The 15,468-nt window shown below is 49.3% G+C and carries 16 protein-coding genes; 3 read left to right on the top strand and 13 right to left on the bottom strand.

Features of this window, described 5'->3' with window-relative positions:
• Positions 1-34: 34 nt before the first annotated feature.
• On the bottom strand, positions 35-937 hold the full coding sequence (locus tag EYQ01_08640; GenBank protein ID HIE65860.1) for a glycine--tRNA ligase subunit alpha: 903 nt from the start codon (positions 935-937) through the stop codon (positions 35-37).
• A 350-nt stretch (positions 938-1,287) separates the two neighbouring features.
• Between EYQ01_08640 and EYQ01_08635 the strand changes: the two genes are divergently transcribed.
• Positions 1,288-2,235, top strand: coding sequence for an extracellular solute-binding protein (locus EYQ01_08635; protein HIE65859.1), 948 nt, complete (start codon positions 1,288-1,290; stop codon positions 2,233-2,235).
• A 168-nt stretch (positions 2,236-2,403) separates the two neighbouring features.
• On the opposite strand, the gene EYQ01_08630 is transcribed toward EYQ01_08635, so the two are convergent.
• The 4 genes from EYQ01_08630 to EYQ01_08615 are packed head-to-tail and all read right to left on the bottom strand — an operon-like array spanning position 2,404 to position 4,993.
• Positions 2,404-2,733 (bottom strand): hypothetical protein, encoded by a 330-nt coding sequence (locus tag EYQ01_08630; GenBank protein ID HIE65858.1) that lies wholly within the window; start codon positions 2,731-2,733, stop codon positions 2,404-2,406.
• Between the two features lie 39 nt (positions 2,734-2,772).
• The gene (locus EYQ01_08625) at positions 2,773-3,201 is read right to left on the bottom strand and encodes a hypothetical protein (protein ID HIE65857.1); all 429 of its coding nucleotides are present in this window, start codon (positions 3,199-3,201) and stop codon (positions 2,773-2,775) included.
• Position 3,202: 1 nt separating this feature from the next.
• On the bottom strand, positions 3,203-4,369 hold the full coding sequence (locus tag EYQ01_08620) for a hypothetical protein (protein ID HIE65856.1): 1,167 nt from the start codon (positions 4,367-4,369) through the stop codon (positions 3,203-3,205).
• A 24-nt stretch (positions 4,370-4,393) separates the two neighbouring features.
• Positions 4,394-4,993 (bottom strand): hypothetical protein, encoded by a 600-nt coding sequence (locus tag EYQ01_08615; protein ID HIE65855.1) that lies wholly within the window; start codon positions 4,991-4,993, stop codon positions 4,394-4,396.
• 149 nt (positions 4,994-5,142) lie between these two features.
• Between EYQ01_08615 and queG the strand changes: the two genes are divergently transcribed.
• On the top strand, positions 5,143-6,237 hold the full coding sequence (gene queG, locus EYQ01_08610; protein ID HIE65854.1) for a tRNA epoxyqueuosine(34) reductase QueG: 1,095 nt from the start codon (positions 5,143-5,145) through the stop codon (positions 6,235-6,237).
• Here the strand turns inward: queG and EYQ01_08605 are convergent.
• The 3 genes from EYQ01_08605 to EYQ01_08595 form a co-directional block, all read right to left on the bottom strand.
• Entirely contained in the window at positions 6,146-7,135 is a 990-nt protein-coding gene (locus tag EYQ01_08605) for a hypothetical protein (protein HIE65853.1), read from the bottom strand. The genes queG and EYQ01_08605 overlap by 92 nt on opposite strands.
• Positions 7,136-7,327: 192 nt before the next feature.
• Positions 7,328-7,702 carry a copper resistance protein CopC gene (locus tag EYQ01_08600; GenBank protein ID HIE65852.1) on the bottom strand — a complete coding sequence of 125 codons (375 nt, stop codon included), beginning with the start codon at positions 7,700-7,702 and terminating at the stop codon, positions 7,328-7,330.
• Between the two features lie 23 nt (positions 7,703-7,725).
• Positions 7,726-8,586, bottom strand: coding sequence for a hypothetical protein (locus tag EYQ01_08595; protein ID HIE65851.1), 861 nt, complete (start codon positions 8,584-8,586; stop codon positions 7,726-7,728).
• Positions 8,587-8,912: 326 nt separating this feature from the next.
• Here EYQ01_08595 and EYQ01_08590 point away from each other — a divergent pair, with 326 nt between their 5' ends.
• The gene (locus EYQ01_08590; protein HIE65850.1) at positions 8,913-9,638 is read left to right on the top strand and encodes a hypothetical protein; all 726 of its coding nucleotides are present in this window, start codon (positions 8,913-8,915) and stop codon (positions 9,636-9,638) included.
• Positions 9,639-9,847: 209 nt separating this feature from the next.
• Here the strand turns inward: EYQ01_08590 and EYQ01_08585 are convergent, their stop codons facing one another.
• The 5 genes from EYQ01_08585 to EYQ01_08565 all read right to left on the bottom strand — a co-directional run bounded on the left by EYQ01_08585 (position 9,848) and on the right by EYQ01_08565 (position 14,998).
• Positions 9,848-10,411: a YqgE/AlgH family protein gene (locus tag EYQ01_08585; protein ID HIE65849.1), complete on the bottom strand. Its 564-nt coding sequence runs from the start codon at positions 10,409-10,411 to the stop codon at positions 9,848-9,850.
• Between the two features lie 175 nt (positions 10,412-10,586).
• Positions 10,587-12,524, bottom strand: a complete 1,938-nt coding sequence (locus EYQ01_08580) for a type II secretion system protein GspE (protein ID HIE65848.1) — start codon at positions 12,522-12,524, stop codon at positions 10,587-10,589.
• 117 nt (positions 12,525-12,641) lie between these two features.
• A complete protein-coding gene (locus EYQ01_08575) occupies positions 12,642-13,985 on the bottom strand; it encodes a phosphomannomutase/phosphoglucomutase (protein HIE65847.1) in 1,344 nt (447 codons plus the stop codon).
• 93 nt (positions 13,986-14,078) lie between these two features.
• On the bottom strand, positions 14,079-14,813 hold the full coding sequence (locus EYQ01_08570; protein HIE65846.1) for an FkbM family methyltransferase: 735 nt from the start codon (positions 14,811-14,813) through the stop codon (positions 14,079-14,081).
• A 53-nt stretch (positions 14,814-14,866) separates the two neighbouring features.
• On the bottom strand, positions 14,867-14,998 hold the full coding sequence (locus EYQ01_08565; GenBank protein HIE65845.1) for a hypothetical protein: 132 nt from the start codon (positions 14,996-14,998) through the stop codon (positions 14,867-14,869).
• Positions 14,999-15,468: the final 470 nt, after the last annotated feature.

The following is a 15,468-nucleotide window of genomic DNA, read 5'->3' as shown; positions in this document are numbered from 1 at the left end:
AGATTCTCCTCCTAAATTACTATATTGGAAAATTCTACTTCTGAGCACCTTTATATTTAGGGAGGATTACCGACCCTAACAGGGGAAAACCCGCCTCTTTCCGCTGGCGAAAATGGCCTTCCGCACAGTGCCGTGCCAGTTTACGAACACGGGTCATGTAGCCGGTTCTCTCCGTGACCGAAATCGCGCCACGTGCATCGAGGAGATTAAAAAAATGAGAACATTTTATGCACTGATCATAAGCGGGGAGGACCAGTGATTTCTTAAGCAAGGCATGCCCCTCCTGATCAGAACGGACAAAGGCCTCCTTTAATTTTGAGATATCCGCTTCTTCAAAATTATACCTCGAGAATTGCACCTCAGATTCATGATGGACTTCGCCATAACTCAGCTGATCCGCCCAGGCCAGATCATAAACATTATCGACCTCCTGAAGGTACATGGCAATCCGTTCAAGTCCATAAGTGATTTCAACCGAGGTCGGATCGAGGACCATCCCGCCCACCTCTTGAAAATAGGTAAATTGGGTCACCTCCATCCCATCGAGACGAACCTCCCAACCCAGCCCCCAGGCACCGAGTGTCGGAGATTCCCAATCGTCCTGGACAAAGCGGATATCGTGCTCGCTCAGATGAATCCCAAAGGAGGACAGGCTCCTCAGATAAAGGTCTTGAATGTTATTCGGGGCCGGTTTCAGGATGACCTGGTATTGATAATAATGCTGGAGTCGGTTTGGATTTTCGCCGTAACGCCCGTCGGCCGGCCGGCGAGAGGACTGCACATAAGCCGCTTGCCAGGGCTCAGGGCCCACTGCGCGGAGAAAGGTTGCGGGGTGGAATGTTCCCGCACCGACTTCGCTATCATACGATTGCAGGATGAGGCAGCCCTGGGCCGCCCAGAATTCATGGAGTGAGAGAAAAAGTTCCTGAAAAGTCAGGGCCTTGCGGGGAATCGACAACGATGGGGGTCTCAAAGGTTCTTACCAGTTATTAAAGGAGGTTACTTGCGGTGTCCAAAGTAGCAAAATGTTCCGAAGACTGTCAAGCAATGAACAAACCTCCTATTCGCCTAAAATACTGCGTTATCGGCCAACGGGCCTTTGGATGAACGAATCTCTTGACAAGGGTCAATAAATTCGTGTATTGAAAGGACCATAGAATGAAAATGATTATCAACACCGTTTGTAGGAGGAGATAAATGAACCTTCGAGGTCAACGATCCTGGCATATCGGCTTTTTGCTGGTTTCCTCCTTTGTCTTATTTGTCTCTGGATTTTCCCCTGTCGCAATGGTCTTTGGGAATGAAGAAGTTGTTGTCTATTCCGCAAGGAAAGAACACCTGATCAAGCCTGTAATCGATGCTTATACCAAGGAAACCGGCGTCCAGGTAAAACTCATTACCGACAAGGCGGCGCCCCTCCTTGTCCGCCTGAAGGCAGAAGGGAAAAATACCCCGGCCGACCTCTTTCTTACGGTAGATGCCGGAAATCTTTGGCAGGCCGCCGAGCAGGGAGTCTTGATGCCTGTCACCTCCACAAGATTGAACGCCAATATCCCCGCACATCTGCGCGACCCGAAGGGGCGTTGGTTTGGATTGTCTGTGCGTGCGCGGACAATCGTATACAATACGAGGAAGGTGAATCCATCAGATCTATCAACCTATGAAGATCTGGGAGCGCAGATATGGAAGGGCCGACTCTGCCTGCGGACATCTAAGAAGGTGTATAACCAATCCCTTGTGGCCATGATGATCTCTGAGCTGGGTGAAAAAAAATCCGAGAAGATTGTGAGGTCATGGGTCGGCAATCTCGCCACAGGTGTTTTTTCGAGTGATACCAAGGTTATGGAAGCCATCATTGCAGGTCAATGCGATATCGGCATCGTCAACACCTACTACTACGGGCGAATCAAGCGGAAAGACCCCAAACTCCCGATTGCCCTCTTCTGGCCCAACCAGAAGGGCCGCGGTGTCCATGTCAATATATCAGGAGGGGGGGTCACCCGGCACACCCAACACAGAAAGTCTGCGATTCAGTTACTGGAATGGCTCTCATCAACGGCGGCGCAAAACCTCTTCGCAGATGATAACCTTGAATACCCGGTCAATCCGACGGTAAAACCGGCCCCCGCAGTAGCGGCCTGGGGTTCCTTTAAACCGGACCAGATCAATGTCTCAAAGGCCGGCGAGTTGCAGAAAGATGCCATCAAACTGATGGATCGCGCCGGATACCGATAATTATTGGGTAGGACCGTGATCAGGTTCCGGTAGGGAGAAAACCCTGAAGGAGGCAAGCGCACGATGATCAAGCCCTCCGGCCGGAATCAAACCAATTACTTCGTAGGAACCGACCGGAACCGCTCTCCCTTCCAAATCCTTCTGATCCCAGGTGGCATGAATCCCCCTCTATTCGTTTGGCGCTAGCTTTATCTGTGTCAAGGCCTGCGAAAACATCCGACCGGCAGACCAACACCAGATCTCTTCCTTATCCCGTCTGATCACAAAATCAGACTGCTGGCTTGGACGAAACAAGAGGGTAATATCGGTATCGCCGGTGTTTGTAAGAGTCAATGTTATGCAGACCGCCTGCCCCGGGAGATCTGTCGATTGATCTGTTGTGAGTTCCAACGCAAGGGGAAAATCCGGCTCAGACCTGGCCTCCGGTTGCCCGAGGGCGGTGGCCAGAAAAAATACCATCAGCAGGAGACCGCCGTTGATAGAACTTGCCGTATGCACAGCACACCTATCCGCTTTCCAGGGATGACGGAGAAGGTTCTATTTCCCCGAGCTCGAGCCACCCCCTCCAGCCCCCATGACTCTGAAGGGAACTGACTCTTCGACCGTTGGATTTCCCTCAATGGTGATTAAAGCCGTATGGTTCCCCACCGGGGGGAGTGCAGAGTCGTTCCACTTAAAAGTAACCTTCCCCCCAGCAGAAAAACTGTTCACCACTTTATTCGGGAGGGTCTGGACCACATTCCCACTGTCGTCAAAGACCTCGCATATTACCACGATGCTGACCTCGATATTGTATTCCCCTTTATTGACGTTTTTGGCAAGGACCTTCTCGATACTGAAGTTGACGATCGGAACGCAATACCACCTGTAAAGATGAAGGATTTCATTGAGGCTGAAAAAACGCCTGGAGGAGTGAACCTTGGAAGAGTGAATCGGAGTATTTTTCGGGCAGGAGAATCCTTGCAACTCAGTGCTCGTCGGAAATAATATTCAGCCCATCGGAGAGATCCTTCTCCTGTCCATCCTCCGTCACCAGATTCCGGTGAAAGAAATTGAGGGTCTCTTTGTCGGGACTGGCGGTGAGACCGATCAGCGTCGCGTCAAAATATTCGAGCACTTGTGCCCGGCGCTTGTAGATCGAGGCGTGGCATTCGTCGATGACAATGATGTCGAAGGTTTCGATGGGGATGGATGGATTGTAGGAAATGGGTTCCGATGATTCATCATCATCCTTCGCCGGATCTCTCCCCTTCAATATGGCAATCATGCTTCGGACGGTGCTGATGCAGACCCGCTCTTCCAGATCGAGGGTCCTGGAACTGAGGCGCCGGACAATGTACTCCTCGGTGAATTTGGAATTATTATAAGGGGAGACATAATGCTGGAAGCCCTTGAGGGTCTGGTCTCTCTGATCGCCGTTATCGACAAGAAACAGCACCCTCCGGGCATCGGCAAACTTTATCAGCCGATAGACGAAGTTGATGGCGGTGTGGGTCTTGCCGGAGCCGGCCGCCATCTGGATGAGGGTCCGGGAGCGACCTTCACGCAGGGATTGTTCCAGGTTCTTGATCGCCTGAATCTGTTCGGGCCAGAGACCTTCCAGGGCTAGGGGCGGCATGTTGATCTGCATCCGCTCATGAAAAGTGCGGCCCCGCCCCCCGTATTCCGGGGAGGCCTCCGCAACCATATCCCTTGTCGTCGGTTCGATCATTCCCTCTTGAATCCATTCCAACAAGGTCTCCGGTCGGTGGAAGGCGAAGAGACTCCGGGAGCGAGGCTCCGGATCAAAGCAATTGGTAAAACGTATTTCTTCTCCTGTACTTTGATACAGGAAAGGAAGGGGCCGGGTAAACCGGGGAAGGCTTAAGGGAAGGCCACGGCGATACTTTTCGGACTGAACCTCAACCCCGGTCAACGTGAAACCAGGCTTTTTCGCCTCAAGAACCCCGACGGCCTTTCCCGCCAGGAAAAGCAGATAATCTACCCTACCATAGCCCCGGTCCAAGAGAAAGTCTCGAATGATAACCCCCCGCGAGGCGCTCAAATCGGCATGGTCCGGGTCTTGAATCACCCATCCCGATTCACGAAGCCCTGCATCTATTTTTTCACGCGGCTGATCTTCCGGTATGGTCATACGACTTGTTACCTCGTATATAGTTCAGCGCCTGAAATACAAAACAAGCTGCCAACCACTCCGCTTGTTCCGTTCACGCACCTGAATTTCAACGCGATGCAAGGCGGATTTATAGAGGGTCGATCGCCTCGCGCCTACGCGGTCAACCGTAATCTCTTCTGAGGTCCAGTTTTCAGAAAGACATTGTCGGACAGAACGGTTTGTGGCCTCATAAAGCGTCCCAACCTCATCCAAACCCATGCCCTCCCTGCTCCGACAATGATAGGTGGAACCATTCAACCAGGAGAAACAGCTCTCCTGTCCTGGAGGGATCAGTGTGCCGAAATATTCTTCACTGATCAGATCTAATTTCCCTCGGATCGGCTTAAACTTCTTCCAGGCGCTCAGAAGGATCTCTCTGAGGACAGGGCAAAACTCAGGGATTGGGTCGGATGCACTCTGACCCAGGCTGAAGGGCCGGTTGGAACCACAATAATCGACATACGGTACGCTCAAGGATGCCGCAATCGGACGGCTCCTTCTGTCGCGGCACGAGTCGGTCCCCCGAGTCTCTGCTGACGCGGGAGGCACAGGATAAAGTAATGCGAAAAAAAGAAGTAGGAGGAATAAGATAATTCGGTTCATCGGTCCTCTTCGCAAAAAGATATCCAAACCCAAAGAAGGCGATCATATGCTGGTTGCTCTTAACGATCCATCAGCTTATATTATATAGTCGCTCAAATAAGTCAAGGACTGACCGTCGCAAAAAAGTAGGAGATAAAAAGAGTAATTTGATGGCCCGGACAACCGAAACAAAAAGAGCCCATCCAGAAAAACAGAACCTCACTTCAGAGATTAAGGAAATTGCCCTAGCTCTCGGATTCCATCGTGTCGGGATCACCTCTGCCGATCCGGCATCTGAGGCCGGACAGAACTACATGAACTGGCTGTCCGATGGGTTCTCCGGAGAAATGGCCTACCTTCAAAACACCCCGGAAGTTCGCTACGATCCGAAACGCCGCTTCCCGGAGGCCCAATCGATCATCTCCCTGGCACTGAACTATTTTCCGGCAGCCCAAAGAGAAAGAGAGGGCGGACACAGTGCCCCGGCGCCAGAGGGAACAGGGAAGGTCGCCCGCTATGCTTGGGGAGAGGATTACCATGCAATCATAGAGGGTAAATTAAAAAAACTGATTACAAAAATTGAAATGATGGGAGGAAGCTGCTGGAAAGGCTATGTCGATCATGGTCCTCTTCTGGAGCGGGCCTTTGCGGAACGGGCGGGCATCGGTTTCATCGGAAAAAACACCAATCTGATCACGACCGATTATGGTTCCTGGGTCTTCCTAGCAGAGGTGGTCACCGATCTTAGACTGACGGAAGACCCCCCCGCCTTACCCGGATGCGGAACATGTCGTCTCTGCCTGGATGCCTGCCCGACCGGGGCCTTGAGGGAAGCCTATCGCCTCGACGCCCGCCGCTGCATCTCTTACTTGACGATCGAAAATAAAGGCCCGATCCCGGAGGTTTATCTTCCTGACATGGAGGGGTGGATCTTCGGTTGCGACATCTGTCAGGAGGTTTGTCCCTACAACTGGAAACCGGTCCCGACCGACGAAGCGCGGCTCGGCCCGGCGCAAGGGAGCGGACCACTCCTTTCAATCGATGAAATCAGGGCGATACCAGACAACCAGACCTTTAAGGAAGTATTCGCGCAAACCCCGCTGGTCCGCGCAAAGCTGAAAGGCCTGGTTCGTAATGCCAACGCACTGTCCCCATCGCCAGAGCTTCCTAAGATCACCCGCCCAGAACAAAATGCGGAGGAGAGGTCTGCGTCAGCAAGGCCGCCAAGATCAGCGTCAAAACGGCAAAACCAATCTCAATCGTAACGACCGCTCTAAACCGTCTTTCAAGTTCAGACCCCTTCATCCCGTTCCCTGCCTTGATCTTTCGAAATGAAGGAAGAATATAAAAGCGGCTGACTGCCCCCAGGGAAAGGACAATTCCGACCAGGAGCAGTTTCGAAAGGAGGACCTTGCCGTAAGGGACGTTAAGCGGGTTCCGCCAACCGAGATAGCCCACCGCGTTGATCATACCGGTCGTGAGGATCGTCATAACACAGAGTACAGCCCACCTTGAAAAAACTGTGAGAATCTTTTCTAAAAAGGCCTTTAATCGTTCAGGCTCCAGCAAGCGGGCACTCTTTTCGACGATCCACCTTAAGGGGAAAAGCCCCCCGATCCAGATCACAACTGAGCTGAAGTGCAACCAATCTGAGGGAATAATCCCAAAGAAAGGATTTCGGCTGACGGCATGTCCTGAAAGACTGCCAGTCAAACACAGGGATAAACCCAAGACGAGGAGAAGGGTCGGTTGCGCCTCCAGGCGAAATTTTGTCACCACAAAGAGGGTAAACAATAAGCTTAGCTTGATGATCCAGATCAACCCAAAATGGGTTCGTTGCAGAACGAGGGGGAGGACCGGCATAATCTCGGAGAGAGATGAGCCACTCATCATCTCCGCTTGATGAACCAGGGTCAGGAAATGAAGAATAAAGAGATAGACAAGCGCAAAGCTTATGACGCGCTCTGTATGGAAAAACTCCGCTTCTTCCAGGAGGGTCCGTTTTTCGTCATCCCGCAGGATTTGTATTGAGGGAAGAAAGATGAGCCGCCGGAAGACAATTGATCCCACAAGTACGACAACCCCAATGATATCCAGCCACCGGAAAAGGACCATCCGGCCTAGGTGTAGATCGATCCCTTGCAGTATACCCCCTTCTATCAATCTTCTATCAATGTATTCGGAAACCCTTCAGCACACCCATCTTTTGCTCCGCGAGACCCATTCCTTCATGGCGGCGTTGCTATGGTACTCAAATCCTCACGACGAGAACACAGTCGCTCCGGTAAGCCGCTCCTCGCGCCTTGCCCTGAAGGAATGGGTCTCGCGAAGCCAATATCCAGGCGTGCTGAAGAGTTACCTTATCCGAAAGGAGAAATCTCCTTCAGATCGATGCCCATCCTTGGCAACCACCGTCCAGCGAACCTGGTATAAGCCAGCCGCCAATTGTTGGAGAGGGAGAGACAAGAGGGTGGGATCATTTAAAACCACTTTCCCCTTCCCTTGGTCGATGCGGTCCCCTTCAGCGTCAAAAAGCTTCATCTCGCTGAAAACAGCTTCCAGAGGGCCATCGAACCAAATCCTGACCAAGGTCGGGGGTTCGTTGATCTCAGAACCGACTTTCGGGTCTGAACGAACCGGGAACACATGGCCCCAGGCCCCTATCGTGAAAATAAGCCCCAAAGAAAGTGAAAGAAGAAACCTTTTTACAATCACACGGGTTAATAACATTTACTGTTCTTCACAATAGGCCCCTAAAAAAGCGGGTCTTTAAATTGTTTCGGGAAAAAATCATCGAGATAAAGACTGATGATCCCTGTCACACCGGTATCCACCTCATCGCGGGCCGCTTCATTCATTGGGATCACTGCTGCTACACCAATCTGGGAAGATTGTCCCACCCACATCAATCCCGGCATCGCAAAGGCCTCCCGCTGTCCAAAACCCGGCCCATTCAAAACCCGCTCAGAGGTGAACTCCACCATGGGGAAGAGACGGCTGAACGGAGCCGGAATCCCGACATCCTTCACAAACTGCTGGAGGTAGGGGATGCTGTAATACAACGCAAAACCATACGAGAGGGTATTGGAGATCTTGGCCGAATCGCTGTCTATAGGATGATGAATGACAAAATCTCCCTGGAGCATGAAGGGGCGGAGATACTTCGCCCCTTCATGGAGGTCTCCAAAACCCTTCCCATAGAAAACACCCGTTCCGAACGAATTAAAGTCATTTTCCTTGACGTCGTCATTCCCGAGTGAAGTCTCTCCCGTCAATGCAACGGTGAAGATCCATTCCCGCTTTGGGTTTATATAGGCCACATATTTTAAAACCGCCTCAAGATTACTAAAACCGGTCAGATCGGGTCCAGACCCGAGGTTCCGGCTGACCCATTCTCCCTCGATCTCAAGTCCGAGGTTCTCGGTCAATCGGAAGGTAAAGGATGAACCAATTTCAAGTTCTTCCTCTTCTTCTCCCCGCACAAAAGTTGGAACAATCAGATCAAGTTCGCTGAAGATATTTGCATCTTCCACCGCGATCGGTTCGACAAAAAGACGTTTTCCGACAAGGCCGTGCCCAAAAGCGGTGTGGGGTAGGACGACAAGGGAAAACATCCAAAGACTGAACACGGTAGATATCAGTAAAAAAGAACGCAGCATCGGGCTTTTCCTTTCTAGGTTGACCGACAAGATTTTCTTTGAAGCCATATTGAACATACAGAAAATTATACAAAATCCTTATTAAAAGATCAAACCCATATATCCCCAGCTTATACCGACAACAAACCAGAGAGGATCGATAACTAATCTAGAAAGACCCGAGGATAGAAAGACTTTTGGCGAAAAATGTTGCTGTCTCCTGTTTGTTATGATAGGTTTCGACCGTCACTTTTGAGGGAGCTTGCATCCCGTTTTAAAATACGTTGTAAGGAGGTTCAAAAATGAAGCGATTTCTTATTGTAATAACAGCAACGCTCCTCTTCTTTCAGGCCAGCGCCCATGCGGCACCCATCGGGGTTCCCGGTGCCACCGTCGGGACAAATAATTCCAGGGTCACTGCCGAGATCAACATTCTCTCTGACCGGGACCTGAATGTCCCCCCCGGCACGACGACTGGCACGGAAATTGAGAACAGGCAATTGATCCTGAAGGGGGAAGTGGGATTGAATAAGCGGGTCGATCTCAATGTCCGTTTCGGTTTCGGAACTTTTGAAGTGTCTCCCGGGATTAACGAGATTAATACCGACAACGGCCCTCTTTTCGGTATCGGGTTCAAGGCCACATGGGCCGAGCTTCCTGATTCAAATATAAAGATCGGGACCGTTGTTCAAACGCTCCGGATAAGGGGTGAGCAAGACGGTGGGACAGGAGTAGGGCCAGGAGATATAGACGGAACACGCCACTCCTACACCGAATATGACTTGGCAATCGGCGCATATTATGCACCTTCAAAAGACCGCGCTCAGAAAAAGAAAGAACTCATGTTGCTCCCTTATGGCGGAGTGGTCTGGTCCGGGGTGGACATTGATGGTGTAGCTCGAGAGGATAAAACTTTCGGTATCTTTTTCGGAACAGTGATAAAAACGGGCGGGAAGGTGCAATATGGAGTCGAACTTCGAATTCCTGATCAGACCGCACTCTCGTTCAGTGCATCCTATCGTTTCTAGACTCATTTCATTCTCAATGACCCGGGATCTTTCGCAGATCTTGGGTCATTGATCCGGTTTGAGATTGAAGAACCCCGCAATAAAACAACGGGAAGTCTTCGACCTGAGAAGTAAAATACCCCTCTAATAGATACTCTCTCGCTAAGCCCCCAGAAGGATGGGGATTGCACTCGCTATGCGTGGTCATTGGGCTTTGCAGATGGGAAAATCTAGTTCAGATTTGGGTCGGGTGGCATCGAGGCATAAAAGGCCCAGTTTGGGCCTAGTCGACGCATCATCTGGGGCCAGAGCTCAGTGGGATCTGCGTCAAAAATCAAGGTCGAATCAGACGAGATTACGCTCCAAGCCCCGGATTGAATCTCGGACTCCAATTGTCCAGGACCCCAGCCGCCATATCCCAGATAGCATCGAACCTCTCCTTCCGGGCCCAATACGCCAGGGACCTTTAATGCATCAATGTTTTTTGCAACAAATACCCCATCAACAACAGCGTGGTTCTCGTAGTCCTCCTCCCCACGACAGAGAATCAACATCCCGTTCTTCGCGATAGGTCCTCCTGCGTAAATAAAATCTGTCCCGCTCACACTCGGGAAATCATCAATGAGTGTGGAAACCGCGATCTCTGTCGGCCGGTTCATGATGACACCCAGTGACCCTTCTTCTCCATGCTCACAAATCAAGACAACCGTCTGACGAAAATTCGGGTCGTTCAACAGCGGCATCGCAATCAGCAATTTTCCTTTTGAGATCTCAGAACCTTGCACAGGCTTCATCGAACTTTCCTCTTAAAGATATGACTGACAACCCTCTCTTATTATTCTAACCGGTCAAAAGAGATCTGACAAGGGCAAAACATTGAACAAGGAATAGAACCGGGCACAATAGACTGAAGAACCTATTTTTAGAAAGAAGGGGTTGTGGTCGCTCCACGATTCATCTGTAGGGAAATCAAGGAGAACTCTCTTTGTGTCTGCAATACGGACAAACGCGCCACTCCGGCTGGGTCAGTTTTCCACAGGAGGAGCAGACATAAGGTGAGGGGGATTCACAATGAGGGCAAACCAGGAAATCGACCCGTATCGGCCTGTCACATTTTGAACAGATACTCTTAAAGACCTCTTCAGAATCAACAACACGGAGGACCTCATCCATAACGGTAATACCCGCTTTCACTTTCTCAATGCCGTCTTCCTCCATTGAAGTCATCCCCAAAACCACTCCCGCAGATCGAAGTTCCTGATCCGTCACGCCGGAAGAAATCAGTTCCTTGACCTTGCTTGAAAGGGTTAATATCTCAAAAATCCCAACACGACCTGAGAAACCGGAATAATTACAGGCATTACACCCTTCTCCCTGCTTGGCGGGACCCACCGGGAACACTCCGGACGAATGAGAGTGATCTTCTAGAGAAGGGGGGGGGGAAGGCAAATCAGATTGAGGCAACTCAACCTTGCACCGTAAGCAGAGTTTACGGATGAGACGTTGTCCGATGATACCGATGACTGCAGATGAGACAAGGTATCTGGGAATCCCGATATCAATCAGACGCGTAATCGTAGCGGTCGCATCGTTGGTATGAATCGTCGAAAGGACAAGATGGCCCGTCATGGCTGCTCGAAAGGCAATCTCAGCCGTTTCCAAATCCCTGATCTCACCCACAAAAATAATATTCGGATCCTGTCGCAAAATAGACCGCAGAGCCGACGCAAAGGTAAGCCCGATGTCAGGGTTTATCTGGACCTGGTTAACCCCCTCGATCGTATATTCGACCGGATCCTCCACAGTGGTCAGGTTGCTGACTTCTGAGCGCAACTCATTGATAATGGCATACAGTGTGGTTGTTTTTCCGCTGCCCGTGGGGCCGGTCACCAGGATCATTCCCTTCTTTTTCTTGACCATTCTCCGCACGGCCTGGACATCTTTTTCGAGAAAACCTACTTTTTCAATCTCGATCACCAGCTTTGATTGATCCAATATACGCAGAACCATCTTCTCCCCATGGTGCGTTGGAAGTGCTGAAACCCGCAAATCAACCTTACGGTTTTGAGCATACACCCGAACAGCCCCATCCTGGGGAAGACGCCGTTCAGAAATGTCGAGCTTGGCCAATATCTTTATTCTGGAGACCAAGGGACTTTGGACCCATTTTGGAAGTCGCATATCATCTTTGAGAAGTCCATCGATTCTGAACCGGACTTTGCATTCTTTCTGTCCGGGTTCAATATGAATATCACTGGCACGCATCTTGATCGCCTTACTTAAGATAAGATTTACCAATTGAATCACCGGGGCTAGGCGGCTTCGCTCTTCAAGAGAACGGGTCTCCGCGTTAAGAAGATCAGCCTCGGCCAACTCGGGAATAACCTCAACTGATCCGGTGTCAAAATCTTTTGCAGAGGCCTGCACGATCTTTTCCACGGACATGTCGATTCGATAGCTGTCCTCTATTGTCGCAAGTACTTCTTTTCGGGTTGCAACAAGAGGATGAATGGCCATGCCGGCATGGAAACGGAGGTCATTTATCGATTCATAATCGAGCGGATCGACCATAGCGACCATTAGTTCCTTATTGTCAATTTTTAAGGGCACGGCAAGATGGCGTCTGGCAAGCTGCTCAGGGATCAGCATGAAAATCTCAGGATCGACCTCCATCGAAGTTGGTCTTATATAACGCATTCCAATTAAAGGAGCGAGTGTTTGTGCGAGTTGTTCTTCGGAAATCATTTTCAACTCAATCAGCGTTTCCCCTAATCGCTTGCGGCTCTTTTTTTGCTCCTGAAGGGCACGATTCAGCTGATGCGCTGATAAAAATCCTCCTTCAATAAGAAGTTCGCCCAGTTTTTTTCTTCCGACCACATTCTTTGGTTTGCTTATCGCCTTTTCCATTTTATCCTTCTACAGAAGAGAACCTCCTTTTGGAGGAAATAGAAGCCTTACAAGCCATCAGAATTTATTTTATCTGATACCATCCCAGTGTCAAGTCGTTTACGAAAAACACGGTTCTTATCCTCTCAACTCTGCCAGGATCTTGTTGACATATTCCTGTATTTCGACCAATAAATCAGGATGGTTCGCCTCAAATCGCAATACCAGCGCCGGTTGGGTATTTGATGCGCGGATTAAGCCCCATCCCCCTTCAAACAGAATACGTATGCCATCAATTTCTATCGTTTTGTGCTTTTTAGAGAAAAATCCCCGGCATCGCTCAACGATCTCAAATTTCTGGTCATCAGGACAATCAATGCGAATTTCAGGCGTGACGCAGGTCCGCGGAAGATCGACAAAGTATGATGAAAGCGGCCGCCTATACCTGCAAAGAATCTCTACAAGCCGACATCCAGCGTAAATCGCGTCATCATATCCAAAATACCGATCGCTGAAGAAAATATGACCACTCATCTCCCCTGCCAGCAAAGCCCCTGTCTCCTTCATCTTGGCCTTTATAAGAGAGTGACCCGTCTTCCACATAATCGCATTCCCACCCATGCGGGTGACTTCGTCATACAATACCTGAGAGGCCTTTACCTCAGAGATAACGATTGCTCCGGGCGATTCTTTTAAAATCTCCGTGGCAAACAGGAGTGTGAGGCGATCCCCCCAGATGATCTCCCCTTTTTCATCAACGACGCCAAGGCGGTCTCCATCTCCATCAAATGCAATCCCGGCATCGGCCCCCACTCTTCGGACCTCAGCAATCATGTCAGCCAGGTTTTCAGGGACTGTCGGGTCGGGATGATGATTCGGGAAACGGCCATCCGGCTCACAGTAAAGAGGAATGACTTCACAGCCCAATTTTTTGAATATTTCAGGGGCAACCAAGGAGGCGGCCGCGTTTCCACAATCAATCACGATCTTTTTTGAAAACGATGCTCCAAATTGCGCCACAAAGTAATGAACATAGGAGGACATAAATCCTTCCAGCATCACGAGCGTCCCCTTCCCCTCCTCATAATCTTCACGCTCAATCAGGGTTCGGACCTCTTGTATTTCATCGCCAAAAAGGGAATGCCTTCCGCGGCAGAGCTTAAAACCGTTGAACTCTGCCGGATTATGGCTGGCGGTAATCATGACCCCCCCCTCGACCTCCAACTGGAAGAGTGAGAAATAAAGAACCGGGGTCGGACACTTTCCGATATCAACAACATGAAGGCCGGTTGAGAGAAGACCGGAGAGAAGGGCAGATCGCAATGAAGGACTGCTTAAGCGGATATCATAACCGAGAGCGATCTTTTTTCTCCCATCTCGTCGCATCAAGGTCCCAAACGATTTTCCAATCGCCTCGGCCATCCCCTCCGTTAATTCTTTTCCATATACCCCACGGATATCGTATTCTCTGAAGAGAGACATAGAATATTTCCTCTCCTTAACACCGCCAAGCGGTAAAAAGCGACAAACGCTTAAAGCGTTAAAGTCGTTAGAACGATTTGAATGACCATCAAATTATACACAATACATATTTAGAGTGTGGGAACTTTCCTTCGGGACAAAAACAAAATTAAAAAGTGCTTTCTCATGTATCGATTTACGGAAAGTTTCATATTTAGCAATAGGAACAAACCCCCGTTGATAAAAGAAGAAGCCATCGTATTCCAGATCCCTTAAATAAGAAAACACATCACACTTTGGATTCCGAACATCAAAACACTCGAAGAGCAAGTCGGGGCGATCTTGTTGTAGTATCCGTTTTCCACCTTGGAATACGTCATATTCATGCCCTTCTACATCGCATTTGATAAACCTTATGGGTCGGGCCGGATGATTGTGGAAATAGTCATCTAGTGTCGTTACTCTGATTTCAAGTAAATCTTTATCCTCATTTGGAGATCCCTCCAGGCTTGCGCCCCCCCAGTGGTTCTTGGGGCGGACCAACACACGCTCTCCAGCGACAGACGACAAACCCAATTTGGCTACTTCTATTTGTTTGAGGTCAAAAACCTTTTTGACTTGGTTCAAATATATATCGAGCTCTGGTTGCGGCTCAAAAGAAATAACAAAACCTTGAGGCCCTACTTTTTTATTCATCCAATAACTATAGACCCCGCGGTTCGCACCGATGTCCACAGCAGTCTTTCCTGTTAACTCACGGCTGAGGAGAAAGGATACGCCAAATTTTTCACCGCGCAATCGATAACGCCATACACGATGGAGAAAGTGTATCCTTTCAAAAATATTCATGAACACCCTCCCAAAACTTCTTCATTTTGTAAAGCTCACCAGAACTGGAGCAGTCAAAAGTCGAAATTTTCGGCTTCTTGCCGATTACGATATTCAACCGGCGTTAAATCTTCAAGTGATGAATGTGGCCTGAAGTTATTATATTCTCCCCGACGCTGCCTGATCCAGTAATTGTTTTTTTCCAGTCTTGAATTTGATTCTGGTGGACATCAAACTGGTCTGAAAACTCCGCTAACGTCTTGTCGCCTTTAATTGCCGCCAGGGTCCACTACTCATCGTCCCTTTGGCCGCAATGACCTTTTAAGTTTTTTTTCAAATTGAAGAACTTATACAAGGGGTAATTAAAAAAAAGCCGAGTGAAGCTGTAATATTTATTGATTCTTTCAATAGCCATTTCTTTAGAAATTTTGTGTTGTCTTTTATAAAGCTTCCAGAAACCATAGGCATTAAGGTAAAGCATATACTCCTTCTCTAACCTGGATAGCTTTATGTAAGGTTTACTTAAATAGTCTTCGAAGAGTAGCGATGAATCATCTATATCTAGATAATTATTAATATTAATTTTGGTCTGTTGACACTCATGCACTCTAAAAGAACACAACGGCTCATCGATGTAATAAAAATTCCCTTGCTCTAAAATGTGAAACCACATTTC

The sequence above is a fragment of the Candidatus Manganitrophaceae bacterium genome (assembly GCA_012960925.1).
In the GTDB taxonomy this organism is placed as follows: Bacteria; Nitrospirota; Nitrospiria; order SBBL01; family JAADHI01; genus DUAG01.
This window is presented reverse-complemented; position numbering and strand designations above follow the sequence as displayed.

Coding starts and splice junctions, on each gene's coding strand:
- EYQ01_08635 (HIE65859.1), top strand. CDS start 1,288: ATGGTCTTTGGGAATGAAGAAGTTGTTGTCTATTCCGCAAGGAAAGAA.
- EYQ01_08620 (HIE65856.1), bottom strand. CDS start 4,369: ATGACCATACCGGAAGATCAGCCGCGTGAAAAAATAGATGCAGGGCTT.
- EYQ01_08615 (HIE65855.1), bottom strand. CDS start 4,993: ATGAACCGAATTATCTTATTCCTCCTACTTCTTTTTTTCGCATTACTT.
- queG (HIE65854.1), top strand. CDS start 5,143: ATGGCCCGGACAACCGAAACAAAAAGAGCCCATCCAGAAAAACAGAAC.
- EYQ01_08600 (HIE65852.1), bottom strand. CDS start 7,702: ATGTTATTAACCCGTGTGATTGTAAAAAGGTTTCTTCTTTCACTTTCT.
- EYQ01_08595 (HIE65851.1), bottom strand. CDS start 8,586: ATGTTTTCCCTTGTCGTCCTACCCCACACCGCTTTTGGGCACGGCCTT.
- EYQ01_08590 (HIE65850.1), top strand. CDS start 8,913: ATGAAGCGATTTCTTATTGTAATAACAGCAACGCTCCTCTTCTTTCAG.
- EYQ01_08585 (HIE65849.1), bottom strand. CDS start 10,411: ATGAAGCCTGTGCAAGGTTCTGAGATCTCAAAAGGAAAATTGCTGATT.
- EYQ01_08580 (HIE65848.1), bottom strand. CDS start 12,524: ATGGAAAAGGCGATAAGCAAACCAAAGAATGTGGTCGGAAGAAAAAAA.
- EYQ01_08575 (HIE65847.1), bottom strand. CDS start 13,985: ATGTCTCTCTTCAGAGAATACGATATCCGTGGGGTATATGGAAAAGAA.
- EYQ01_08570 (HIE65846.1), bottom strand. CDS start 14,813: ATGAATATTTTTGAAAGGATACACTTTCTCCATCGTGTATGGCGTTAT.